This is a genomic window from Bacillus sp. RHFS10 (assembly GCF_016757475.1).
GTDB lineage: Bacteria > Bacillota > Bacilli > Bacillales > Bacillaceae > Bacillus > Bacillus subtilis_G.
On the sequence record NZ_JAESPO010000001.1, the window covers coordinates 798,368 to 821,701 of the forward strand.

A 23,334-nucleotide genomic window follows, 5' to 3' on the forward strand; every position below is an offset into this window, starting at 1 on the left:
CGTCTTTTGCCGCCATTACAGAAAGAAAAAAAACTGCTGGCTGGCAGCAGTTTTTTTGACATGCATGTTAGTCTTCGAGATTAATCCATACGCTTTTGACTTCTGTGTAGTTATCTAAGGCATATGATCCCATTTCTCGTCCGAGCCCTGACTGTTTATAACCGCCAAACGGAGACGCCGCGTCAAACACATTATAGCAGTTCACCCAGACGGTTCCCGCTTGAAGACGGTCCGCGATATAGTGGGCATGCTTGACATTCTCTGTCCACAGTCCGGCCGCAAGTCCATATTCTGAATGATTCGCTCGGTCAATGACTTCATCGACTGTTTCATACGGAATCGCAGTCAGCACCGGTCCGAAAATTTCTTCTTTTGCGATCGTCATCTCGTCTTCAACATTCGCAAACACTGTCGGTGCGACAAAATACCCTTCTTCAAAAGGACAGCTTCCGCCAGTCACTGCTTTTGCTCCTTCGTCTTTTCCTTTTTGAATGTAGGAAAGAACCCGTTCGTGCTGTTCCTTGCTCACGAGAGGCCCGATTTGTGTATCCTTATGAAGTCCCGCTCCTTGGCGGAGTGATTCAGCATAGGACACCATCTCATCAATAACTTCATCATATTGGTCTTTATGAATGAACACACGCGACCCCGCACAGCAGACTTGGCCTTGGTTAAACATCACACCGTTTAAAGCGCCTGGGATGGCTTTTTTCAAATTGGCATCCGGCAGAAGAATATTAGGTGATTTTCCGCCCAGCTCCAATGTAACCCGCTTAATGCTTTTCGCAGCGGTGGCCATAATTTTCTTTCCGATTTCAGTGGAACCGGTAAAGGCAATTTTATCAACCGCCTCATGGTTCGTCAGCGTTTCTCCCGCATCTTCACCGAATCCCGGAATGATATTAATGACACCGTCCGGGAAGCCGGCTTTGTCAATTAATTCTGCCAAATAAAGAGCTGAAAGCGGTGTCTGTTCAGCCGGTTTGAGCACGATTGTACAGCCTGTCGCAAGAGCCGCACCCATTTTCCACATCGCCATCAGGAGCGGGAAATTCCATGGAATGATCTGGCCGACGACGCCGACAGGATCATGGCGCGTATAATTAAAATAGGCGCCGGAAACCGGGATCGTCTGTCCTGTTATTTTTGTACACCAGCCGGCGTAATAGCGCATATGCTCAATAGCCAGCGGAATATCTCCATTCGTCGTTTCATTTATCGGTTTCCCGTTATCAAGCGTTTCAAGCTGAGCAAGCTCAGTTTTATGTTCTTCCATTAAGTCTGCCAGCTTATACATCAGTCTGCTTCTTGAAGCTGGAGACATGGTTCTCCATTCGCCTTGGTCAAAGGCTTTGCGGGCAGCTTTAACCGCTTTGTCTACATCCGCAGCCTGGGCTTCATACAGCGTCATCAAGGTTTCGCCGGTCGCCGGGTTGGGAGTGTCAAAGGTTGCCCCTGAGGCACTCGGAACAAACTTTCCGTCAATATAAAGCTTCTTTGTTCCCTGTAAAAATGTCTCCAGCCTTTTCGTCACTTGCATCGTTAAAGAACTCATTCGTAACAAACCTCCAGTCATTTTTTATGGTCTGTTTTGAGATTCTTGGTGATAGCACATGGATTCCTTGATTCAATAGCAGAAAGAAGATATGACATTTGCTGTAAGAGTAAGCGTATACAAACATTCTATAATAGAAAACAAGTCAAAATCAATGAATAACCGATATTGCAATTTATAAAAGAAAAAAGCTACAATAAGCTTATAGATCAGTAAAGGAGATTTCATTTATGATTCATAACAATTGGCTTGAAAAAGAAACAATCAAAAAGGTGAAATGTGTGCAGACAAACGCAAAAAAATATATCGTGAACCGCGTTTTAACTCCGGGAAAAGAATATGAAGTGAAAAATGAAACAGAGGAGTTTCTGTTTGTGATCGACAATACGAATAAAGTCGGCGGCTATTATAAAGAATACTTCGAAGAGGTTTAATGCCTGAATCCTTAAAATATGAGCAGAAAATTTAATGAAATATAAAACCGCAGTTGGGCTGCGGTTTTTTTTTATGGTTAAAACAGGAAAAATAAAACAAAATTCAAGAAAACGTAAAAAACCAATTTTTCAAAAAATACTGCTGAATATTGAAACTTTTTTCTTTGTACGTGCGTATTACTTGATGCAACAGCTTAAAAGACGGAAAACAAATCAAAAATTTGAAAAATGTAATCTGTTCGTAATGGTTTAAATGTCTTCTATGTCGTATTCTTATATAGGGATAAAGGACTTATTTTTATGTAATGAATGTTAAAACAATTAGATAAATGCAGAAAGAGGGGTTCTTCATTGGGTATTTTTTCTGTTAGCAGATCAACAGACGCAAAGAAGCTTGAAGCTTTGCTTGTTGAAGGGGAAAGAATAGAATCGATTTATAAGCTCCGAGTTGATCAAATTTGCTTTACAAATAAACGGATCATTTTCTTTGACAATAAGATGTTTTCTAAAAAGAAGGTTCGTGTATTTCTCCCATATAAAACAATTGAAAGCTTTGCGATCCAAGAAGCGGGCATGTTTGATCCCGACACTGGATTATTGTTGATGACAAGAAGCAAAACCTTTGAATTAGAATTTGCAAAAGACACCGATTTAAGCGAAGTTCAAGCGGTGCTGACAAAGCACTTGTGCAGCTGAATATTTGATGAGCCAGCCGTTCAAAAATGGTTAGGCTTTTTTTATATAAAAACAGAGCAGAGTGCACATACTGTGTACCGCAAAAAGAGAATACCTGAAATATCATTACCGCCTGCGATTACGATTTGTTCAAAAAAGCAGCAGCTCAACTTTCTATCAAAGTTCCCATGTTTGACAGGCGGCAAAACGGGAATCAGGATAGAAAGGAGAGGATACACATGGCACTGACAAAAGAACAAACACAGCATCTCTACCATAAATTGCTCGATATGCAAAAAGAAATGTCTGGCGAAAAAAAGGAAACAAAATCAATGACGGAAGAAGTGGGGGAGCTTTCCAATGGAATTGACAACCATATGGGAGATCACGGCACGCTCGTCACAGATCGGATGACAGACCAAACGGTGAGAGAAATTGACCGGGAGCTGTTGGAAGAGGTCAACCATGCGTTACAAAAAATGAAAGACGGAACGTACGGAGTATGTGAAAAAACTGGCCAAGACATTCCTTATGAAAGGCTTGAAGCTGTTCCCTATGCAAGAATGACAGTTGAAGCTCAAGCTGATGCGGAGGATGATTTGGAGACAGATGCTCCGTCATTTGAAAGAGAGTTTCACGAACAGATAAAAGATCTATCCAATGAAGAAACAGTTGATCAAAAAAGCTCTCAGACGTATGAAATTTTGGATCGGGAACAAGATTCGAAGTGAAAATGGCAAGCAAGTACACCGATAGTAGATGTACTTGCTTTTTTTTGGGGAGAAATCTCATATTTAAAATAAAGTGTTTGACTTCTAGTGAAAAAGAAAGTAACATACTATTAGTAAGTAAATATAAAAAGTTTACCGGGAGGAATACAAATGTCTACAGTATTATTTGTAAAAACAAGCGACCGTACAGCTGAAGAAGGCGTTTCAACTAAACTTTACGAAGCTTTCTTAGGTGCTTATAAAGAAAACAACCCTGCGGATGAAGTGGTTGAATTAGATCTTCATAAAGAAAACCTTCCTTACCTTGGAAGAGATATGATTAACGGAACATTTAAAGCAGGTCAAGGAATGGAAATGACAGAAGAAGAGAAAAAACAAGCAGCAATTGCTGACAAATATCTGAATCAGTTTGTAAAAGCTGACAAAGTTGTTTTCGCATTCCCACTTTGGAACTTCACAGTGCCGGCAGTGCTTCATACTTATGTTGATTACCTGTCTCGTGCAGGCGTTACATTCAAATACACACAAGAAGGGCCAGTTGGTTTAATGGGCGGCAAAAAAGTTGCGCTTCTTAACGCGCGCGGCGGTGTTTATTCTGAAGGACCAATGGCTGCACTTGAAATGTCATTAAACTTCATGAAAACAGTTCTTGGTTTCTGGGGTGTTCAAGACTTGCACACAGTTGTCATCGAAGGACATAACGCAGCGCCTGATCAAGCACAAGAAATCGTTGAAAAAGGTTTACAAGAAGCAAAAGATCTTGCTGCAAAATTCTAATTATGCCAAAACTCCTATCGTTGTGATAGGAGTTTTTTGTTTACATATTATATAGAAGAAAGTGATCATTCCTCTTAGCGAAAAAGGCTGTTTTTTTATTGTAATATATTTTGTGTTTGTCAAATTGTCATATATAATAGCGAAAAAGCAGTTTTAATCGCTGGAAAAAGTTTTTCTGAACAATTGTTCTGGCCCCTTGATAAAAATCAGCTGATGGTGTACTATATAAAAGAAGCTACTTTGTGCGTATTGTTAATTAAGTTTTAACCTTTAAGCTGTAATAGGGAGTTTTATATCGAAGCCGGAATGTCACGCCTCCATGTAGAGGACGACAGGAACGCTTCTGCAAACACCCACTTTGAGGAGTGGTGGTTTAAAACTTTCTTACTTGCATACGGCAAGACGTAGCGAAAGCCATTTCCTTTTTGGAAATGGCTTTTTATTTTATCTAAAAAAGCTTGATATCGTGAAAATTCAGTTTCTGTTTGAAAGAAATGAAGAGCACTTTTTTATGATATGATGGGAGAAATTCAAGAAAAAGCGAGGTTTACACGTTATGTTACATAGAGCCCAATCCCTTCTGGCCCATTATTTTGGCTATGAAAAGCTTCGCAGCGGCCAAGAGGAAGCGATCCGCTCGGTGACGGAAGCGAGGCAAAACACGGCCTGCATTATGCCGACGGGAGGAGGCAAATCGATTTGCTATCAAATTCCGGCCCTGATGTTTGAAGGGACAACGATCGTCATTTCGCCGTTGATTTCCTTGATGAAGGATCAAGTCGATGCGTTAGAAGAAGCGGGAATTAATGCTGCCTACATTAACAGCACACAATCTAATCAGGAAATATATGAGAGGCTGAACGGGCTCAAAGAAGGGGCTTATAAGCTTTTTTACATTACACCGGAGCGATTAACATCTACAGAGTTTATTCGGATTTTGCAGGGCATTGATGTTCCTTTAGTCGCAATAGATGAGGCTCACTGTATTTCTCAATGGGGACACGATTTCAGGCCAAGCTACAGAAATATTGAAATATTATTCCGAGAATTACATGACAAACCTGTCATCATAGCATTAACAGCAACGGCCACACCCGAAGTTCATGAGGATATCTGCAAACAGCTGCATATTCAAAAAGATCATACGGTATATACCGGATTTTCTCGAGACAATTTAACGTTTAAAGTAGCAAAAGGAGAAAATAAAGATCGTTTTATTGATGAATATGTGCAAAACAACAAACATGAAGCAGGCATTGTCTATACAGCGACCAGAAAAGAAGCTGATCGGATTTATGAGAAACTGAAACGAAATCAGATCAGTGCAGGGCGGTATCACGGGGGCTTGGCTGACGATGTGAGAAAAGAGCAGCAGGAAAGATTTCTTAATGATGAGCTGCAGGTTATGGTGGCAACCTCTGCTTTTGGAATGGGCATTGATAAATCCAATATTAGATTTGTGCTGCATGCCCAAATTCCGAAAGATATGGAAAGCTATTATCAAGAGGCTGGACGAGCTGGGCGGGACGGTCTTGAAAGTGAATGTGTTCTCCTGTTTTCACCGCAGGATATTATGGTACAGCGTTTTTTAATAGAACAATCAGAGCATGAAGAGAAACAAAAGCAGGATTTGAAAAAGCTGAGACAAATGGTCGACTATTGTCACACGGAAGATTGTCTGCAGCGTTTTATCCTTATGTATTTTGGAGAAAAGGAGCCTGATGCGTGTGGACAGTGCGGAAACTGTACTGATACTAGAACGGCCCATGACGTGACACGAGAGGCGCAAATGGTCTTATCGTGTATCATTCGCATGAAAGAACGGTTTGGCAAGACGATGGTTGCACAGGTGCTGGCCGGATCTAGAAATAAAAAAGTTCTTGAAAACGGCTTTACCGATCTCTCAACATACGGGATATTAAAACACCAATCAGTAGGGGAAATCAGTGACTTTATCGAATTTCTTATTTCTGACGATTTCATTAGGATGTCAGACGGAACGTTTCCGACTCTTTTAGTCAGCAGTAAAGGAAGGAATGTACTGAGAGGGGAATTATCAGTCACAAGAAAAGAAGCATTAAAAGCGGCAGCGATTACTGAAAATGATGAGCTGTTTGAGCGTCTGCGCATGGTTCGCAAAGATATTGCGGCAGAGCAGGGTGTTCCGCCTTTTGTTGTTTTCTCTGACCAAACGTTAAAAGAAATGTCGGGCAAACAGCCCGTAAATGACGAGGAACTTTTGTCTATAAAAGGAGTCGGAGAACAAAAAAGAGCAAAATACGGCCGGCTTTTTTTACAAGAAATACAAGCTTATGCAAGGGTGACAGACTAAAAAAACAGAAAATCAATATTTTTTTATATAAAAAACTCATTTTATTTTCTCTATTTTGCCTCAGATTAAAAAGACTTGCGAAGCCTATTATATCAGGGGTTCAGCAAGTCTTTCCAGCCGAGAGAAATCCTTCATGTAAAGGAACTGTAATCTAAATCATATCTTTTTGTTATTGATTTGACATTTACGTGTGTTACGATAGCACCTGTTAGCCGCCAATAAAAAGCTAACAAGGGAGGATTTACTTATGAAGAAGACGATTATGTCCTTTGTAGCAGTTGCTGCACTTTCATCAACTGCATTCGGAGCTCACGCTTCTGCAAAAGAAATCACGGTGCAAAAGGGTGATACGCTCTGGGGAATCTCTCAGAAAAACGGAGTGAACCTAAAGGACTTAAAAGAATGGAACAAGTTAACTTCTGATAAAATCATTACAGGAGAAAAACTGACCATTTCTTCAGAAGAAACAACCACTACTGGGCAATATACAATTAAAGCGGGAGACACGCTGACAAAGATTGCTCAACAATTCGGAACGACAGTCAACAACCTGAAAGTTTGGAATAACCTAAGCTCTGACATGATCTATGCTGGATCAACACTTTCAGTAAAAGGTCAGGCAACAGCAGCAAACGCAGTTACTGAGAATACGCAAACAAGCGCACCTCAAACTCAAACAAAACAAGAAGCTGTGCAAAAAGAGCAACCTAAACAAGAAACAGTTCAACAACAACCAAAACAAGAAACAAAGGCTGCAGCAGAAACTTCTGTTCCTACAGAAGAAAAGGCTGTTCAATCAAATACAAATCATCAAGAAGCTTCAAAAGAACTAACAGTTACTGCTACTGCTTACACTGCTAACGACGGCGGCATTTCCGGCGTTACAGCAACAGGCATTGACTTAAATAAGAACCCGAACGCGAAAGTTATCGCGGTTGATCCTAATGTGATTCCTCTAGGTTCTAAAGTCTATGTTGAAGGCTACGGTGAAGCAACAGCAGGAGATACTGGCGGCGCTATTAAAGGTAACAAAATCGATGTATTTGTACCAAATAAAAGTGATGCATCCAATTGGGGCGTCAAAACTGTAAGTGTAAAAATCTTAAACTAATCATATAGATTGTGATAAAAGACGCGAGCTTTTGGCTTGTGTCTTTTTTTCGTTCTGTGTAAAGATGTTTCTATCTTATGCTGATAAAAGAAAAGCGGTCCTGATGTTTTTCGCGTGTGAAAAATGGGTAGATGGTATATGTCCCTATCATCTAACTATTTTGCAGAAGGAGTTGCTGACTGTTGCTTTGGATTATTGTATCTTTTCTGGTTATCAATATCGGGATATTTCTATTTTCATGGCGGAGAACAAAGGAGGTTAACTTGCAATCGTCCGATGGATATTTTCTCGGAGGAAGAAGTCTGACTGCGTTATATATCGGAAGCTCGCTGCTGTTAACCAATTTATCAACAGAGCAGATGGTTGGGTTAAATGGACAAAGCTATGCAGGGTCTATGACAGCGATGTCATGGGAAGCGAGTGCGCCGCTTGCGTTAATTTTTCTGGCGCTTGTCTTTTTGCCTCGTTATTTAAAAACAGGAATTACTACCATACCTGATTTTCTAGAGAAGCGGTTTGATCAAAGAACAAGACAGATCGTTTCGGTGCTGCTTATCATCGGCTACGCTGTTTCATTCCTGCCGACAGTACTGTATTCAGGCGCTCTCGTGTTAAATCAAGTCTTCCGCATTACAGATACATTTGGCATCAGCACATTTATGGCTGTTTTGCTGATATCCTTAATCATTGGCGTAACGAGCTGCTGTTATATCTTTTTTGGCGGATTGAAAGCTGCTGCATCAGCAGATGCCATATACGGAATCGGATTAATTTTAGGCGGTTTTTTTATTGTGATATTAGGAGTTCTTGCAGTCGGACAAGGCAGCTTTGGGGGCGGAGTTGCACAGCTGACGGCTTTACATACAGACAAACTCAATTCAATTGATATCAGCAATTCGGCAGATGTGCCGTGGCCGACGATTTTAACAGGACTATTAGTGAATAATCTCTTTTATTGGGCTGTTAACCAAGCGATTGTTCAGCGGACATTAGGAGCGAAAAATCTAGCTGAAGGACAAAAGGGCGCTCTTTTAGCAGGTTTCTTTAAACTTATTGGTGTGTTTTATTTAGTCGTCCCCGGAGTGATTGCCTTTCATTTATATGGAGGCGGCATTAAAAATGCTGACAGTGTATATCCCCGTCTGATCGTCGATTTATTGCCGGCATCGCTTACCGGTGTATTCGCCGCTATTTTATTCGGAGCGATTTTAAGCTCGTTTAACGGCTCTCTAAACAGTACCATTACGTTGTTTACTCTGGACATATACAAACCGGTCTTTAAGCCTCATGCAAATGAAGCTGAGCTGGTCAAAACAGGGCGGATTTTTGTCGCGGTTCTCGGGCTGGTATCGATTGTCATCGCACCCTTTATTTTATATGCGCCATCAGGGCTGTACAACTATCTTCAAGAGATGTTCGGATTTTTTAATGTTCCGATATTAGCAGCGATCGTCATTGGCTTCTTTACAAAAAAAGTGCCGGCTTTAGCTGTGAAAATAGCAATACCAGCCCATATTGTTTTATATGGCTTATCAAAAATCTATTTAGGGCACATTCATTTTCTATACATCCTTGCCGTACTCTTTCCATTTTCAGTGGCTGTGATGCTTCTGACAGGAAAGCTGTATCCCAGGGAAACGGACTATAAGCTCGATCACAACCCGCAAGTGGATATAACACCTTGGAAGCACGTAAAGCTGGCGTCCTGTATCATTCTGATTTTAGTTGCGGCGACGTACCTTGTGTTTTCACCATGGGGAATTGCGGGTTAGCAAAAAGGATCTTGGCACCTGCCAAGATCCTTTTTATTTAAACCAGCCTTTTTCCTTTGACCGGGTAATGGCTTCTATTCGGTTTTTCACTTCAAGTTTGTCTAGAATCATTGAGATATAATTTCGCACCGTCCCGCTTTTGATGCTGAGTTCCTGAGCGATTTCTTTTGTGTTTTTACCGTCAGCCACAAGTTCGAGCACTTCTTTTTCTCTGTCTGTAAGAGGGTTAGCCTCGCTGTATATGTCCTCCATCAGCTCAGGTGCATAGATGCGTTTTCCGTTCATGACGCTTCGGATGGCGCTCGCGAGCTCTTCGCTCGGACTGTCTTTTAACAAATAGCCCTTAACGCCGGCTTTAATGGCTCTCTGAAAGTAGCCGGGTCTGGTAAAAGTGGTTAGGATAATAATGTTACAGCCTGTGTCCTTTAACTCCTCAGCAGCTTCAAGCCCCGTTTTTCCGGGCATTTCAATGTCCATAATGCATACATCAGGCTGATGTTTTTTGACAAAATCAACAGCATCTTGACCGTTTGTACCTTTGCCGACAACTTCCATATCGTCTTCTAAATTCAGAAGTGATCCTAAAGCGCCCAAGAGCATTTGCTGATCTTCCGCAATAAATATACTAATCATGTAAGCCATCCTTTTTTGTTTATTTTGAGTTATTAGGAATTGACATGGTAAGCTTGGTGCCGTTTTTTGTATCAATGTGTAGGCTCCCGTTTGCAAATTCAAGCCGTTCTCTCATGCCAAGCAGGCCATGTCCTTTTGAAAAGTACTTCTCTTCACCTTGAAACGTTCCATCGTCAGTCACTGTAATGACAACTTCCTTCCAGAGCTGTTGAATGTCGACTCGGCAGGTCTTAGCCTGACTGTGTTTGACGACATTAGTGACAGCTTCCTTTAAGCACATGCTTAATATGTTTTCATTAAGCAATGAGATATTATCCGGCAATTGATCTTCCTCGTAGATAAACGTAATGCCGGCTGCTTCAAGAATTTGTTTGATGTTTATGATTTCATCCTTTAGCCGGATGCCTTTCATGGAAGATACGATTTTTCTGACTTCATTTAAAGAAGTTCTCGCAGTTTGCTGAACGCTTTTTAGTTCACGTGTTGCTTGTTCAGGGTCTTTGTATATCAATTTTCTCGCCAAGTCGCTTTTTAAACCGATTAGAGAAAGCTTTTGCCCAAGTGTATCGTGGAGGTCACGGGCAATTCGCTGCCGCTCTTCTAATTTCACCAGGTCAGCAATCCGTTCATTTGCATTCTCGAGTTTTTCTTCGAGTCGTTCGCGTTCTTTGCGGCTTCTAATACTGAACGGCAATAAAATCGCGCTGATGAGGGTAATGACGACAAAAGGAATTTGAGTCAGAAAGAATTCTTTTTTTAATACGAGGCTGAAATTGGCTGCGACGGCAGCGCTTATTAAATGGACGTAATATAAAATATGAAAAGGGACACGTTCTTTTATGTTTCCAATAAAATAAGCGATAAAAAAAGCAAAATAAATATAACTGAACAGCGTAATGGAGGCTGTTGAAATGCCGATTAATAAAAACGCCCACAAATAAATGGCCCAGCCTTTTGAGACAAAAGCAAATCTATATATCGAAAAAAATAAAAGCGTCAAAATGATGCCGATGATGATAACAAATGTAGATGATGATTGCCATATAAAGTAGAAGGGAAGGATGAAAAATATCGTCCATATATAAGGCGTAATCCCGCTTAGTTTTTGAAATGTAAAATGTTTTTTAATCATGATATTCCCTCATTTTCAGCTTTTCATCTTATATGTAACTTTATCATTGCGAAAGCCAGAATGCACCCTTGAACAATAAAAAGGAAGCCTTCTTGTGTATAAGAGAAGACCTCCTTCATCATCAGGCGTTCCGCAGTTTCTGTTTTTCTGTTGAATCGGGCGGAAGGCTGGAAGGGATATGTTTGATATCCCGAAATGATACAAATTGTTTTTTATCTTCATCCCAAAGGCGGAATCCAAGTGACTGCAGACTTGTTTTTAAGGTAATTGTCGGTACGTTTTTCAATGGTTCGTGATGTTTATGAGCAACTTCAAGCTTATAGTTAGGCACCTTTGGACTCAAATGGTGAACATGGTGGTACCCGATATTGCCTGTGAGCCATTGAAGCAGTTTCGGGAGTTGATAAAATGAACTGCCTTCCACAGCTGCCTGGACATAGCTCCAGTTTTCATCTGCTTCAAAATAAGAATCTTCAAAGGTATGCTGCACATAAAACAGCCAAACCCCGATTGAACCTGAAATCAGAAAAATAGGGCCCTGCACCAGTAAAAACGATTGCCAGCCAAAGATCAGACAGCAAGCAGCAGCCAACGCTACAATTGCCACATTCGTAAGATATGTGTTTACACGTTCTTTACGTCTTGCGCCTTTTTTGTTAAAACGGTTAGTAATCAGAAAAACATAAATCGGTCCGAGAATAAACATGATAAACGGATTTCTATAAAGCCTATATGCAAGCTTTGTTCGTGTAGATGCAGCTTTATATTCGTTTACTGTTAACATCCAGATGTCTCCTGTCCCGCGTTTATCCAGATTGCTGCTTGTCGCATGATGAATCGAATGGCTATGCTGCCATTGAAGATAAGGAAATAAAGTCAGGACACCGGTCACAAAACCGAGAATATGGTTAAAGCGCTTTTGTTTGAAAAATGATTGATGGCAGCAGTCATGGAATATGATAAAAATTCTCGTCAAAAATCCTGCGGCAATTACTGTTAATGCTATCGTAAGGAGATAGGAGACATTGAGGCTGAAATAAGCAAGAAACCACAGTCCGAAGAAAGGGATAAACGTGTTCAAAAGCTGAATCAGGCTGTTTTTTGTTTCGGGTTTAGCAAAAGCAGCGACTTGCTTTGTCAGCTGTTTTTGTTTATGTGCAATGGTTTGTTCAGTCATAGTAAGTATCCTCTCATTGTGTGTCTCGGTTAAGTATACGCTAATCAGAGAAGGGTTTTGTAGTAGCACACATCATGCATCATATATGACATTTGTCATGGCTCCTCGTGCGGCTTGCATAACTGTTTGCACTAAAAAAGCTTGTAAAAAAATTTACAAGCTGATTAATGTTTGTCGATCCATATTCGTGATGTACCCGCAACAGCTTCAACCCTGCATGTTCCCCCTATAGGAAACGTGGCAATTGGTGAGGTGTGTCCGGCATTTATATTTGCGATGATTGGGAGGCCGGATAATTCTTTTTTTGTTTTAATCATGGCTGTTACCTGCTCGATTGATACATTTGATGCTTTTTGAAATCTGCCGATCAAAACCGCCTTCACATGAGAAAAAGCGGGGAGGTGGATGAGGGATTGCAGATCGCGGTCAAACATGTGGATGTCTGACATATCATCATCTTCAATCAATAAAATCGTATTTTCTGTTTCAGGAAAATACTCCGTTCCTTGCAGCAAATTAAGTGTGCAAAGGTTTCCGCCAATCAAGGTGCCTTCCGCAGATCCCTCTTGGATCACAACAGGGCCGTTATGAGGATAAAAGTGCCTGTTTTCTTGATCCAAATACCAGCGGTCATCGCTCCATTCGCTCGAAGGATGAATCTGAAACGGGTCGTCCGAAGCGCAGCAAGAAAGAAAATACTCTTTTGTATATTCGAGTCCTTTTTTCATTGCGAATGTTGAAAAATGGGGACCTGAATACGTAACAAGACCCGTTTTTTGATAAATGGCGTTGCCGAGGGCCGTTATATCGGAATAGCCGCACAGAATTTTTGGATGCTGTTTGATTTTTTCGAAATCAAGATAGCGCAGCAGCTGATTTGAATTGAAACCTCCAAGTGTTGTTAAAATCGCTTTGACACCTGGATCGAAAAAGGCAGCGTGCAGATCATGAACTCTTGATTCGATAGAGGATGAATCAAATTCGTTACATTCATTTGCGTGTTCAGCGATGGTTACTCGATAACCTAAGCGTTCTAATGTGGTTTTTGCTTGAATTTTTGCTTCATTTGATAATTTAGACATGCTGGTCGCGGGAGACACGATCCGGATTTCGTCTCCCTTTTTCAACTTTGCGGCGATCATAGCACCCTCCATTAATGGTTTTATACCATTACAGCATATCTTGGCTCATTCTTCCAGACTTCTTTACAAATCGACCCACTTAATGCTGCCTGATTGTGTATCATGATCGACGCATACTTGGAATTGATGTTTTTCATAAAAATGAATCAGCCGGTCTACATGATTCCAATCACGCTTGGCAATGTCGCCTGTGACTTTCGGAATATTGTGGTCTCTGGCGATATCTTTTAAATATTTCATGCAAATGGAACCAAACCCGTGATTCGGAGGGCCTTTTATGTCCCCGATATGAATGGCATCATCCTTGTAAGACGCTACAAGTGAAAAATTGCCTTTTCCTCTGTAAGCCGTTTTACAATCAGTAAGCATAATTTTGCATGTTTGGCCATCATCAATCGAGGAAACAATCAACCACTCTTCATGTTTCGATTGATCAATACCAAGCACTTTGGCATCTTTAGATAGATCCTTCATATTCTCCTGCATGCGGTAAATTTGAAATTCTAAATCATTCAGTTCTTCTTCAAGTTCTTCGCGATTTTTTTCTTTAACAGTAAACAAGATCAAACTCCTTTCAGAAATCAGCTTAGAAACACAGTTACCAATTGTATTAGATGAAAGGAGCATTGTAAATAATAAAACGAATATTACTAGAAATTAGCGCAAAGTAAGGTTTGATCGTTTTTAAGAGAGGAAAAAGAAAACTAACCTGTGAAAAAGGAGGAATCGGAATGGCGATTGATTCATTGATTAAGAAATTAAAGTATGTCCAATTGGAACCGCCCGATAAAATTCTCTCCCTATATCTTAATACAGACATGAGAGATCCAGAGCAGCAGGGGGGAGAATGGAAGATTGCCCTAAAGTCAGGATTCGGCCGATTAAAAGAGTATTTGGCAGCAAGTGATCCAGAGGAAGAGAAGTGTCTGCAAGGTATCAGAACGAAAATTGAGCAACACCTCAATGAAATGGGTAAAGACATGCCCCGCAGTCTCGTGTTTTTTGTTTCCGATAGCGGTATATGGGAACCAATTAAGCTTCAAATCCCTGTAGAAACAAGATTTTACTGGGAAGAAACAGCTGTTCTGGACCAGCTAAAAGGGTTACGCCAAACGTACCCAAGTACGGCGTTTATTTTAACTCAGCAGCATGAAGTGAAAATTATTGAAACAGTATTAGGTGAAATTGAGGCGGTTGAGCATTATGAGTATGATATCATCAATGAGTCGTGGGAGAATCGCCATTCCTCTGCAAAAAAAGCGGTACCGTTTGAAGAGGACCGAATGAGGGAACATGTAACAGAGAACCAGACAAGACTGTATAAGCGGCTGGCTGCCAACCTTGATCAAAAAGCGGCCGCGAAAAGATGGGAACGAATGGTCATCGCCGGTGATAAAGAAACAGCGGATATTTTGGATCAGCATATGAATAAACCGATTCATTCGAAAATTCAAAAGAACCTTCTGAATGAAAATGAACATAAGGCCATTGAGCATTTAATCAAAGAGGCGTGAACCGAACAGGGCCGGGGCTACAAGCCGCCGGCCTTTGAAGTGTGTCTAATTTCTGACGAAGCATACGAAAACGTTGACAACCTCTTCGAATTTGCATACGATTTGGATAGCCAGTACAAATAGGAGAGGTCATCAAATGAATCAAACAGAAAATAAACCGAAAAATTATACGGGGATTGTCCTTACGCTGACAGTTCTGATTAACGGTTTAATCGCAGTGCTGTTTTTTATGCCTAAATTAGATCAGTTCAGCCATGCGAATATTCACATTTTGCCTATGCTGAATGCGATATTCAACAGCTTTACGTTTATCTTCTTATTGGCCGCGCTGATTATGATTAAACAGAAAAATATTAAAGCTCATAAACGCTTTATTTTAGCCGCTTTCACAACAACATTACTATTTTTGATTTGTTATGTTGTTTACCATTCGATTGCAGAGAATACGCTGTATGGCGGAGAAGGTATTATGCGTTCGATTTACTTCTTTATCTTAATTACGCATATCTTCCTTTCTGCAATCATTGTGCCGCTTGCGCTATTTACACTAATCAGAGGCTTCAGCATGCAGGTGGAGCGCCATAAAAAAATAGCCAGATGGACAATGCCTCTGTGGCTGTATGTAAGCCTTACAGGCGTTGTAGTATATCTGATGATATCACCGTATTATTAAAAGCCATACTGAGTATGGCTTTTTTTGCGCTTGTAAATATGGCAAAAGCCCAAATCAGTTGGGCTTTTGCCAATAAATTGATAGACTCCTATTCATGAGCCTTTGATTCCATAGTTTCAAGTGTTGCAACCTGTAAAGATTCTTCAACAGTTTTTGTTTTTTCTTTTACTTTTTCTGCATACGTGTAATCACCGTAGCAATACGGATAGCGGAAATTATTCACATTTCCCCCGCAAGTATACAAATCGGGATTTTTTTTGACTTGCTGCTCGGAGTATTGTTTTGCCAATTCCTCAGTATGCGCGCCTCCATGATCAGCTACAAAATCAATGTAACCTGCCCCCATGTTATAGCTTTGAATAATGGTATCCAAATCTACATCTTTTTCCTTGCCGGTCTTGTACATGAGGGTAAATTGCTTGATGCCTTGTTTAACACTGAGTTGAGGGTCTGTTATCTCATTGCGTTTTAACCCCAGAGATTCAGAGGACTGCATGGGATCATTGCCTTTTCCTTTTGACTCCTGATACATCATGCCAAGTATGAGTGATGTATAATGAGAGAGTCCTTGATTTTCAAGCTCGTCTTCCACCAGCGGTTTATAATCGGTTAAACGTTCCAAAACAATCGTTTTTGTATCGATCGGAAGTTTTTTGATTAAATCCCGGTTGAAAAAAAGCAACATCAACAAAAAAGAGGCGGTGACAAAGACAAAAATCATTATAAAACCCGCAGCAGCGAAACAGCCTTTTCTCTTTTTCTTCACTGTGTTTCACCCTTAATGTTTGAAGCAATATGACCTTTTTATTATGACACAGAACGGTATATCAGACCAAGTAAAAACCTGATTTGAAACATAAATTTAAACTATGAGATTGAATTGGAATACAAGTGGACTGGTTTGCACCCAAGCACATTTGTTATAAGATAAAACTACGAATAAAGAAAGGTGATACAGATGACTGAATTTAGAGAAACGGACCGGACAGCTGCTGATCTGGACGAGGAAACGCTGTTTCTAGTCGCACAAACATTCAAAGCGCTTTCTGATCCTACCAGAATCAGGATTCTCCATTTATTATCCCAGGGTGAACATGCTGTAAACGGAATTGCGGAAAAGCTGAATTTACTGCAATCTACTGTCTCCCACCAGCTCAGATTCTTAAAAAATCTCCGGCTTGTCAAATCGCGCAGAGAAGGAACATCCATTTACTACTCTCCGGAGGATGAACACGTTTTAGATGTTCTTCAGCAAATGATCCATCATACACAACATGATTAAAAAAGATATCCTTGCTTAATCGCTGCTAGCGGGCAAGGATGTCTTTTTCTTTATTGCGTCTGTTCTGATCGAGTTCGTTTCTGCTGAGCTTAATGACAAAAGAGGAAAACCCGATATAATAAACAGCTATCAGAAAAAAGACGCCAATTGTCAGAGGATCTGTTCCGATTGACTGACTGTACGATTCAAGGCTGTTTAGATCAGGCGAGGTAAGATAGAGCTCTGTCACTCGATAAAGAAATCTTGATAGAAATAAGGTTAAAAGAATCATTTCTACCCAAATATGAGTGCGAAAATAGATTTTTCCTCTGCGTTTTTCAAAGGAGATATTTTTCTTGGCGAAAAAGACAAGGAGCCAGCCGCCAAGAATGCCGAAAATGAGATATCCATATAAAAAAGGGTGAATGACGCTGAAGATCGAAAGACCAAAAGCAAACAGTGAGAAAAGAATCATACGGGTAAACAGCCAGCGAGGCTTCAGCGGCTGATATCCAATAGACCTTTTAATTTTTTTATACAGAAAAAAGATAATAATCATGGCAGGATAAATGCTCTGAAGTGTAAGATGCATGATGTGAAATCCCCTCCGTTGAGAAGTGTATGCTTATCCGGTTCAAAATAGTAGCTGAAAACAATACTGAACACAAAAAAGAAGGGGAAACCCCTGTTTTCATAACATATGCGGAGGTTCTTTGGGCCGCATAATAGATATGCCCAAGCGTTATAAAAATGTTATGATTAATTTCTCTGGAAAACAATAGAAGAAAAGGTGCACAAAATGAAACTGGAACGTTTGTTAGCAATTGTTGTGTTATTAATCAGCAAAAAACAAGTGCAGGCCGCTGAACTTGCTGAGATGTTTGAAGTATCCGTCAGAACAATTTACCGTGATATTGATACGATCAATAGGGCTGGTATTCCGATTGTGACCTCACAGGGCTCCGGGGGCGGAATTGGCATTATGGAAACGTATCGGCTTGAGAGAGAGTGGCTGAAAGAGGAGGAACTATTTGCGATTGCTTCTGCTTTGCAGAGTGTCTCATCTATGTACGAACCTGTTTCTCACAGCACAGCTTATCAAAAAATCAAGCACCTCATACCGGAGCAATCTGCTGAAGCATTTAAGCACCAAACAGAAAAATGGTTTATTGACATGACGGCTTGGGGCCGAACTGAGGATCAAAAGGCGCTTCGTGAGAAAATCAGTGCCGCCATTGATCGATTGTCGACGGTATCATTTACATATACAAACGCAAGCGGGGAAACACTTCTTCGTGAAACGGAACCTTACACTTTGGTTTGCAAGGCGGGGCACTGGTATTTATATGCCTATTGTCTAGTTAGAAACGATTTTCGCTTTTTTAAACTGAACCGAATGAAAGATCTGACCATCTCACATCAGTCCTTTATCAGAAAAGACATTCAGCTTGAGACCTTGCCGTGGGATAAGAACTGGTACCAAAAGGACCGTTTAACTGAACTGGTCATTCTTGTTCAGCCGGCAGCACGTCAGCGCATACGTGAATGGTTCGGATATGATGTTCTTCATTGTGATGAAGTTGAGAACTGCCGGGCCGTGATTTCTCTTCCTGAAGATCAATGGCTGATCGGTTTTTTGCTGCAGTTTGGAAAGGATATTGAGATTCTGGAACCTCTTCATATACGGGAAAAAGTAAAAGATACCCTTAATCAGATGCAAAAAGTATATGAAACCTGACATACTGCTGTCAGGTTTCTTTTTTTATAATCTAAGTAAAAAGGAGGGATCGTATGAGTTTTTCACATATGACACACTTAAAACAGAAACGGTTTGCCGGACTTTCACGGCAGACAAGCAATGCATTGGAAATGACGGAAGAAGGGCGGATCCCGGCACTGTGGGATCAATTCTGGCAGCAGGATATGAGCATTCTTTTCTCAGAGGCTGAAAAAGATCAAAGCATTATCGCCTTATATTCCAATTACGAGCAGGAGACGAATGGGTTTTACACGTTTTCAGTCGGAACGTTTCAGGAGGACAGCCGCACTCTTCCAGAACCATATGAAAACATTGATCTGCCGGCTTCCGCTTATGCTGTATTCACTTCCAGAATCGGCCCTATTGAAGAGGTTGTGCTTGAAACGTGGAAGGAGATTTGGGCTTGGGATAAGCGTTATTTGCGTACATTTACAGGTGACTTTGAGGTGTATGATCAAAGTGCAGCAGTACCTCACCGAGCGCAGGTTAATATTTATGTAGCCATAAATAAATAATAACTCTTGATAAACTAATGGTGTTAGTTAATAATAAAACTAACACCATTAGTTTTATTAGGGGGAATGAAAAGATGAGAGTTACTCAGTACCAAACGGTTTGGCAGCTGACTTTTTTTCCGAGATTATTTCCGGTCAATTGCTATTTAGTAGAGGAAGAAAACGAAGTCACCCTGATTGATGCCGCACTGCCGGGCAGCTATAAAGGAATCATTCAAGCTGTAAATCAGCTGGGAAAACCGCTTCAGCATATTTTACTGACCCATGCCCATGGTGATCATGTCGGATCACTGGATGCATTGACACAAGCATTTCCTCACGCAAAGGTGATGATCTCAGAACGGGATTCTTTCCTGATGCAAGGCGACACATCGCTGCGTCATGATGAGCCGCAGACACCTATAAAAGGAGGTATTCCGAAACACGTGCAAACAAAGCCTCACCATCTGCTGACAGGCGGTGAAACAATAGGTTCACTGCTCGCTATTCCTACACCAGGCCATACACCGGGCAGCATGTCATTTCTTGATACGAGAAACGGCACTATCATAGCTGGAGATGCGTTCCAATTGCGCGGAGGAATCGCTGTATCAGGCCAGATGAAATGGGCGTTTCCTTTTCCCGCTTTCGCCACATGGAATAAGGAGGAAGCCATTAAAAGCGCTCAATCGCTCGCCGACAAGTCGCCTTCCTGTCTCGCTGTCGGACATGGGAATTTCCTTAGGTCACCCGCAGAACGGATGCGCCAGGCGATCCAAAAAGCAAAGAAAGGATGATGAACATGTCACCGAGAATTGGATTGAGCCAAAAAATGATTGTAGACGCCGCAGCGGAGATTGCCGATCAAGAGGGCTTGAATAGTGTCACACTTGCCGCACTGTCTAAAAAAATGAATGTACGCCCTCCGTCGCTGTATAATCATATCAACGGGCTGCAAGCGATCAGAACAGAGCTCGCTGTCAGCGGGCTGACGAAGCTTTTAGATCATATGGCAGACTCCGTAACAGAACAAAAGGGTGATTCCGCTATGCTTTCTTTAGCTCATGCATATGTGGATTTTGCAGTTGAAAATCCCGGATATTATGAAGCAGCTTTGCTCAAGGTTCAGGACAAAAGGATGGAAATTGTCTCAGATCATATTGTCCAGCTTGTCTCGAAGCTGCTCAATGAAAACGGCTATGCAAACGAAAAGACTGCGATTCACGCGACAAGGGGGCTAAGAAGCCTGTTGCATGGCTTTACGGCTTTGATCGCAAAAGAAGCATTTGAACGTGAAGAGGATATTTCAGAAAGCCTGTCATTTTCAATTCGGACATTTTTGTCAGGATTATTAATGAACAATAAAAACATTATGTAAACTATTTAATAGATGTCTTATATTTCTGAATATTGTATAATATCATAGGAGTATACATAGGGGAGAGACAGGACATTCACAAAATTGAGCAGTTAGCGGCAGCATCATGGCGGTCTTAAATTCAGAAAAGCATGGGACAATGGCTCCTCAGAGCGAACTTTGGCGTAACCAAAAGGGCGAACAGCGTGTGGACATCAGCGGAAATGCCTGAAGGAGATTTCCGGTAAGCAGCCGAGCATTTTTATAAATGCTTAGGCTTGCCCGTTTGTTTTCAAATCAGCCATGCATCTCCGAAAGGGCTTGATGATGCATTGGCAGACAGCGGGTATGAAAAGGCAGAAGAGTGCTTTCAAAAGCCGTCCCCCGTTTGGATTGATACATTTATTCAATTAGAAGGATTTTCGCCGGAGCGGCACCAAGGATATACACATATTTTCGCGCATGCCGCGGTGTAAAACCTTTTTCACGATGTATGACCAAGGGAACCTGACAGCGCTTGGAACGGCTTCTTTTATTGATGGCTACGGGGGACTCAGTAACATCGTTGTAGCCAAGGAGCAAAGAGTAAAAAGGGGCAGGAGTTCAAGTGATCAGGCATTGACTGAATGGGCAATCAATAACGGAGCCAAGCACATCTATTTGCAAGTGCTGAAAGAAAGTCTGGCGGCAGTTTCTTTATATGAAAAAATCGGATTTTTTCCTATATCAGAACACCATTACCGGATCAAAAGATGATCAAAGGAGGGGATTGCTGATGGACTTGCTTCAAGACATAATTTGCGAAAAACGGACATATACACGCCTTTATCATTCACATCAGCATAAATATAGCCAATTGCTTTTTCCGCTTGAAGGGTGTATTGATCTTGAGACAGAGGGACGCGAGGTGAAATTAAAGCCGGATCATTTTTTATATATCCCGCCTGAGTGCGAGCATCGTTTCCGGTCAATCGGCAGAAATGAATGTCTTGTACTGGATGTTCCGCTTCATACGATGAAAATTAACGAGTATCGTGCAGGATCGGGAATTGAAGCTGCGCTCGATCCATTCTGGTCTTCGATCAGGTACTTGCTTACTGAGGAAGAAAAGGCCGGCACCACGAACTCACTGCATATGCTTGTTCAATACATAAAAGAAAAGCTGCAATCCCATATATACGCCTCAATTGCCTACATTCACAACCATTTATCTGAGCGGCTGACGATTAAGAAGCTGGCAGAAATCGAGCATTACCACCCAGCTTACTATTCAAGCTGGTTCAAGAAGCAGACGGGGCAGTCTCCGCAGACCTATATTGCCAATCTTCGTCTCGAGGAAGCGAAACGAATGCTGATGGAGAAAAAGGAAACCCTTACTGTCGTGAGCGAAGCGCTGGGCTTTCAAAATCTCTCTTCATTCACAAGGTGGTTTACAAAAAGTACAGGCATGCCGCCCCGGCTGTATCGATGCACCTTATATTTGGATAAAAAATGATGGCTCTATGGTTAAACGAGCCTTAGAAAGCTCTTTTATAATAGGAGAAAAAGGAGTTATTGATATGGCAGTCATTGAGGACTTTGAGAAATTGGATATCAGAACAGGCACTATTGTAAAAGCGGAAGAATTTCCTGAAGCAAGAGTCCCGGCGATTAAGCTTGTGATTGATTTTGGAGCAGACATCGGCATGAAACAATCGAGTGCGCAAATTACGAAGCGTTACCACCCGGAAGATCTCATCAACAAGCAAATCATAGCAGTCATCAACTTTCCGCCGCGCCGGATTGCCGGATTTAAATCGGAAGTGCTGGTCCTTGGCGGGATTCCCGGCCAGAGTGACGTCGTCCTGCTGAAGCCGGATCAGCCTGTCCCAAACGGCACAAAAATCGGATAACATAAAAAAGACGTTTGCCTAAGGCAAACGTCTTTGCGTATTGAGGCGATGCACCACACGCCACATTCGTGTGCGCCGCAAAGGGCATGTACATCGGCTTACACAATTCAGCTCATCGCTATATGAATATAGCATAGCGGGTGAAGGAATGCAAGGGTAACTTTGTAATTTTTTATTCGTATCTTATTTTGCTATATTTACTGTCATTGTAGATAGTACATATTCATATTAGTATTGAGTAATAACGAGTTGTTTTTTTGTGATAGGATGTTCCAAAAACAGCTTGAGCGAATATACCAGCCCAGGAATATTTAAGACTAGGTAAACCTATAGAAATTCTTGCTATAATTCAGCTGCTGTGTCTATGTTCTTAGGGTTCCCTCTAAAACGATCTACAACCTTTTATTTTGTTGATGGTGGCACAGCTTGAATGGAAATTTCTCCAGACTTGTTGAATTTCTTTTTCTGTGCGTACTTTTTCAGCATCATTTGAGCTACAAGCTGCCAACGATAGGCTCAAAGTGAATGCGGTTATTGTGAATTTAATTTTTCCTTAATATCATTGCATTTCTCTTTAAGACTTTCTGGCGTATGTTAAAATTTTACTGAATTCATAGTCAAAAGGGGAATGTTTTATGCTGGGAATCAACGTTGAAAAAACAAATGAAAACTTAATTATCAATTGGCAGCTATCCAAAATCGAAATTCCAATCAGAGAAATCAATGATGTTTTTCTTGATCCAAGCTATGGGGGAGAGGGAAAAAGCGCAGTAAGGATAGGTTTTCCTTATGGCTCTACGGATAGGGTAGTGATTAAAACAGCAAATAACACTTACATTTTGTTCACGACTAATGCTGCTTCAATTATGAGTAAAATTGTTTCCTAATAACCAATTAATGTCCTATAGTAATG

At 41.1% G+C, this 23,334-nt stretch carries 25 protein-coding genes, 1 other RNA gene and 2 pseudogenes; 19 read left to right on the plus strand and 9 right to left on the minus strand.

The annotated features are described in order from the left end of the window. Positions 1-67 precede the first annotated feature (67 nt). On the minus strand, positions 68-1,555 hold the full coding sequence (gene dhaS / locus JMN17_RS04300; protein WP_087993842.1) for an aldehyde dehydrogenase DhaS: 1,488 nt from the start codon (positions 1,553-1,555) through the stop codon (positions 68-70). 230 nt (positions 1,556-1,785) lie between these two features. Here dhaS and JMN17_RS04305 point away from each other — a divergent pair, with 230 nt between their 5' ends. From JMN17_RS04305 to JMN17_RS04340, 8 genes are all read left to right on the plus strand, one after another. Next, positions 1,786-1,989, plus strand: coding sequence for a DUF6501 family protein (locus JMN17_RS04305; protein WP_003241656.1), 204 nt, complete (start codon positions 1,786-1,788; stop codon positions 1,987-1,989). Between the two features lie 351 nt (positions 1,990-2,340). Beyond that, complete coding sequence (locus JMN17_RS04310; protein WP_003220141.1) at positions 2,341-2,685, plus strand: PH domain-containing protein; 345 nt, start codon at positions 2,341-2,343, stop codon at positions 2,683-2,685. A 218-nt stretch (positions 2,686-2,903) separates the two neighbouring features. Beyond that, positions 2,904-3,395: a TraR/DksA family transcriptional regulator gene (locus tag JMN17_RS04315; RefSeq protein WP_087993840.1), complete on the plus strand. Its 492-nt coding sequence runs from the start codon at positions 2,904-2,906 to the stop codon at positions 3,393-3,395. A 150-nt stretch (positions 3,396-3,545) separates the two neighbouring features. Continuing rightward, positions 3,546-4,172: an FMN-dependent NADH-azoreductase AzoJ gene (azoJ, locus tag JMN17_RS04320; RefSeq protein ID WP_087993839.1), complete on the plus strand. Its 627-nt coding sequence runs from the start codon at positions 3,546-3,548 to the stop codon at positions 4,170-4,172. A gap of 229 nt (positions 4,173-4,401) precedes the next feature. After that, positions 4,402-4,587: non-coding RNA, 6S RNA (ssrS, locus tag JMN17_RS04325), on the plus strand. A 141-nt stretch (positions 4,588-4,728) separates the two neighbouring features. Further along, complete coding sequence (recQ, locus tag JMN17_RS04330) at positions 4,729-6,504, plus strand: DNA helicase RecQ (RefSeq protein WP_087993838.1); 1,776 nt, start codon at positions 4,729-4,731, stop codon at positions 6,502-6,504. Between the two features lie 247 nt (positions 6,505-6,751). Then, positions 6,752-7,615, plus strand: coding sequence for a LysM peptidoglycan-binding and 3D domain-containing protein (locus JMN17_RS04335; protein ID WP_087993837.1), 864 nt, complete (start codon positions 6,752-6,754; stop codon positions 7,613-7,615). Positions 7,616-7,797: 182 nt separating this feature from the next. Beyond that, positions 7,798-9,387 carry a solute:sodium symporter family transporter gene (locus JMN17_RS04340; protein ID WP_087993836.1) on the plus strand — a complete coding sequence of 530 codons (1,590 nt, stop codon included), beginning with the start codon at positions 7,798-7,800 and terminating at the stop codon, positions 9,385-9,387. Between the two features lie 33 nt (positions 9,388-9,420). On the opposite strand, the gene desR is transcribed toward JMN17_RS04340, so the two are convergent. From desR to JMN17_RS04365, 5 genes are all read right to left on the minus strand, one after another. Next, positions 9,421-10,020 (minus strand): two-component system response regulator DesR, encoded by a 600-nt coding sequence (gene desR, locus JMN17_RS04345; RefSeq protein WP_087993835.1) that lies wholly within the window; start codon positions 10,018-10,020, stop codon positions 9,421-9,423. Between the two features lie 19 nt (positions 10,021-10,039). Then, positions 10,040-11,152, minus strand: coding sequence for a sensor histidine kinase (locus tag JMN17_RS04350; protein WP_087993834.1), 1,113 nt, complete (start codon positions 11,150-11,152; stop codon positions 10,040-10,042). 121 nt (positions 11,153-11,273) lie between these two features. Continuing rightward, on the minus strand, positions 11,274-12,329 hold the full coding sequence (gene desE / locus JMN17_RS04355; protein ID WP_202327496.1) for a fatty acid desaturase DesE: 1,056 nt from the start codon (positions 12,327-12,329) through the stop codon (positions 11,274-11,276). 164 nt (positions 12,330-12,493) lie between these two features. Then, entirely contained in the window at positions 12,494-13,471 is a 978-nt protein-coding gene (locus JMN17_RS04360; protein ID WP_202327498.1) for a S66 family peptidase, read from the minus strand. A 63-nt stretch (positions 13,472-13,534) separates the two neighbouring features. After that, a complete protein-coding gene (locus tag JMN17_RS04365) occupies positions 13,535-14,032 on the minus strand; it encodes a hypothetical protein (protein ID WP_087993878.1) in 498 nt (165 codons plus the stop codon). Between the two features lie 170 nt (positions 14,033-14,202). On the opposite strand from JMN17_RS04365, the gene JMN17_RS04370 reads away from it, so the two are divergent. Both JMN17_RS04370 and JMN17_RS04375 read left to right on the plus strand, forming a co-directional pair. Next, complete coding sequence (locus JMN17_RS04370; RefSeq protein ID WP_087993877.1) at positions 14,203-14,985, plus strand: VLRF1 family aeRF1-type release factor; 783 nt, start codon at positions 14,203-14,205, stop codon at positions 14,983-14,985. Positions 14,986-15,121: 136 nt separating this feature from the next. After that, positions 15,122-15,658 carry a DUF420 domain-containing protein gene (locus JMN17_RS04375; RefSeq protein WP_087993876.1) on the plus strand — a complete coding sequence of 179 codons (537 nt, stop codon included), beginning with the start codon at positions 15,122-15,124 and terminating at the stop codon, positions 15,656-15,658. A gap of 88 nt (positions 15,659-15,746) precedes the next feature. On the opposite strand, the gene JMN17_RS04380 is transcribed toward JMN17_RS04375, so the two are convergent. Next, positions 15,747-16,424, minus strand: a complete 678-nt coding sequence (locus JMN17_RS04380; RefSeq protein WP_087993875.1) for a lysozyme family protein — start codon at positions 16,422-16,424, stop codon at positions 15,747-15,749. Between the two features lie 192 nt (positions 16,425-16,616). Between JMN17_RS04380 and czrA the strand changes: the two genes are divergently transcribed. Continuing rightward, entirely contained in the window at positions 16,617-16,940 is a 324-nt protein-coding gene (gene czrA, locus JMN17_RS04385) for a Zn(II)-responsive metalloregulatory transcriptional repressor CzrA (protein ID WP_014114065.1), read from the plus strand. A gap of 25 nt (positions 16,941-16,965) precedes the next feature. Here czrA and csk22 read toward each other — a convergent pair whose 3' ends face one another. Further along, a complete protein-coding gene (csk22, locus tag JMN17_RS04390) occupies positions 16,966-17,511 on the minus strand; it encodes a mother cell-specific sporulation protein Csk22 (protein ID WP_087993874.1) in 546 nt (181 codons plus the stop codon). A 207-nt stretch (positions 17,512-17,718) separates the two neighbouring features. On the opposite strand from csk22, the gene JMN17_RS04395 reads away from it, so the two are divergent. The 7 genes and pseudogenes from JMN17_RS04395 (at position 17,719) to csaA (ending at position 22,421) form a co-directional block, all read left to right on the plus strand. Next, positions 17,719-18,657, plus strand: coding sequence for a helix-turn-helix transcriptional regulator (locus JMN17_RS04395; protein WP_202327500.1), 939 nt, complete (start codon positions 17,719-17,721; stop codon positions 18,655-18,657). A 53-nt stretch (positions 18,658-18,710) separates the two neighbouring features. After that, positions 18,711-19,193 carry a GyrI-like domain-containing protein gene (locus JMN17_RS04400; protein WP_202327502.1) on the plus strand — a complete coding sequence of 161 codons (483 nt, stop codon included), beginning with the start codon at positions 18,711-18,713 and terminating at the stop codon, positions 19,191-19,193. Between the two features lie 74 nt (positions 19,194-19,267). After that, positions 19,268-19,969 carry an MBL fold metallo-hydrolase gene (locus JMN17_RS04405; protein WP_202327504.1) on the plus strand — a complete coding sequence of 234 codons (702 nt, stop codon included), beginning with the start codon at positions 19,268-19,270 and terminating at the stop codon, positions 19,967-19,969. Between the two features lie 5 nt (positions 19,970-19,974). Then, positions 19,975-20,550, plus strand: a complete 576-nt coding sequence (locus tag JMN17_RS04410) for a TetR/AcrR family transcriptional regulator (RefSeq protein ID WP_202327506.1) — start codon at positions 19,975-19,977, stop codon at positions 20,548-20,550. A gap of 119 nt (positions 20,551-20,669) precedes the next feature. Further along, positions 20,670-21,285 (plus strand): annotated as a pseudogene (locus JMN17_RS04415) (GNAT family N-acetyltransferase). 13 nt (positions 21,286-21,298) lie between these two features. Further along, entirely contained in the window at positions 21,299-22,024 is a 726-nt protein-coding gene (locus tag JMN17_RS04420; protein WP_202327726.1) for an AraC family transcriptional regulator, read from the plus strand. Positions 22,025-22,088: 64 nt separating this feature from the next. Then, positions 22,089-22,421, plus strand: coding sequence for a chaperone CsaA (gene csaA / locus JMN17_RS04425; protein ID WP_087993868.1), 333 nt, complete (start codon positions 22,089-22,091; stop codon positions 22,419-22,421). A 448-nt stretch (positions 22,422-22,869) separates the two neighbouring features. Here the strand turns inward: csaA and JMN17_RS21635 are convergent. After that, positions 22,870-22,968, minus strand: a pseudogene (locus JMN17_RS21635) (hypothetical protein); the annotation flags it as partial. Between the two features lie 88 nt (positions 22,969-23,056). Between JMN17_RS21635 and JMN17_RS04430 the strand changes: the two are divergent. Then, complete coding sequence (locus tag JMN17_RS04430; RefSeq protein WP_202327508.1) at positions 23,057-23,308, plus strand: SunI/YnzG family protein; 252 nt, start codon at positions 23,057-23,059, stop codon at positions 23,306-23,308. Positions 23,309-23,334 lie beyond the last annotated feature (26 nt).

Coding starts and splice junctions, on each gene's coding strand:
- csaA (WP_087993868.1), top strand. CDS start 22,089: ATGGCAGTCATTGAGGACTTTGAGAAATTGGATATCAGAACAGGCACT.
- JMN17_RS04400 (WP_202327502.1), top strand. CDS start 18,711: ATGAGTTTTTCACATATGACACACTTAAAACAGAAACGGTTTGCCGGA.
- JMN17_RS04375 (WP_087993876.1), top strand. CDS start 15,122: ATGAATCAAACAGAAAATAAACCGAAAAATTATACGGGGATTGTCCTT.
- JMN17_RS04430 (WP_202327508.1), top strand. CDS start 23,057: ATGCTGGGAATCAACGTTGAAAAAACAAATGAAAACTTAATTATCAAT.
- csk22 (WP_087993874.1), bottom strand. CDS start 17,511: ATGCATCTTACACTTCAGAGCATTTATCCTGCCATGATTATTATCTTT.
- czrA (WP_014114065.1), top strand. CDS start 16,617: ATGACTGAATTTAGAGAAACGGACCGGACAGCTGCTGATCTGGACGAG.
- JMN17_RS04335 (WP_087993837.1), top strand. CDS start 6,752: ATGAAGAAGACGATTATGTCCTTTGTAGCAGTTGCTGCACTTTCATCA.
- JMN17_RS04305 (WP_003241656.1), top strand. CDS start 1,786: ATGATTCATAACAATTGGCTTGAAAAAGAAACAATCAAAAAGGTGAAA.
- JMN17_RS04370 (WP_087993877.1), top strand. CDS start 14,203: ATGGCGATTGATTCATTGATTAAGAAATTAAAGTATGTCCAATTGGAA.
- dhaS (WP_087993842.1), bottom strand. CDS start 1,555: ATGAGTTCTTTAACGATGCAAGTGACGAAAAGGCTGGAGACATTTTTA.
- azoJ (WP_087993839.1), top strand. CDS start 3,546: ATGTCTACAGTATTATTTGTAAAAACAAGCGACCGTACAGCTGAAGAA.
- JMN17_RS04395 (WP_202327500.1), top strand. CDS start 17,719: ATGAAACTGGAACGTTTGTTAGCAATTGTTGTGTTATTAATCAGCAAA.
- JMN17_RS04410 (WP_202327506.1), top strand. CDS start 19,975: ATGTCACCGAGAATTGGATTGAGCCAAAAAATGATTGTAGACGCCGCA.
- JMN17_RS04350 (WP_087993834.1), bottom strand. CDS start 11,152: ATGATTAAAAAACATTTTACATTTCAAAAACTAAGCGGGATTACGCCT.
- recQ (WP_087993838.1), top strand. CDS start 4,729: ATGTTACATAGAGCCCAATCCCTTCTGGCCCATTATTTTGGCTATGAA.
- JMN17_RS04405 (WP_202327504.1), top strand. CDS start 19,268: ATGAGAGTTACTCAGTACCAAACGGTTTGGCAGCTGACTTTTTTTCCG.
- JMN17_RS04360 (WP_202327498.1), bottom strand. CDS start 13,471: ATGATCGCCGCAAAGTTGAAAAAGGGAGACGAAATCCGGATCGTGTCT.
- desE (WP_202327496.1), bottom strand. CDS start 12,329: ATGACTGAACAAACCATTGCACATAAACAAAAACAGCTGACAAAGCAA.
- JMN17_RS04315 (WP_087993840.1), top strand. CDS start 2,904: ATGGCACTGACAAAAGAACAAACACAGCATCTCTACCATAAATTGCTC.
- desR (WP_087993835.1), bottom strand. CDS start 10,020: ATGATTAGTATATTTATTGCGGAAGATCAGCAAATGCTCTTGGGCGCT.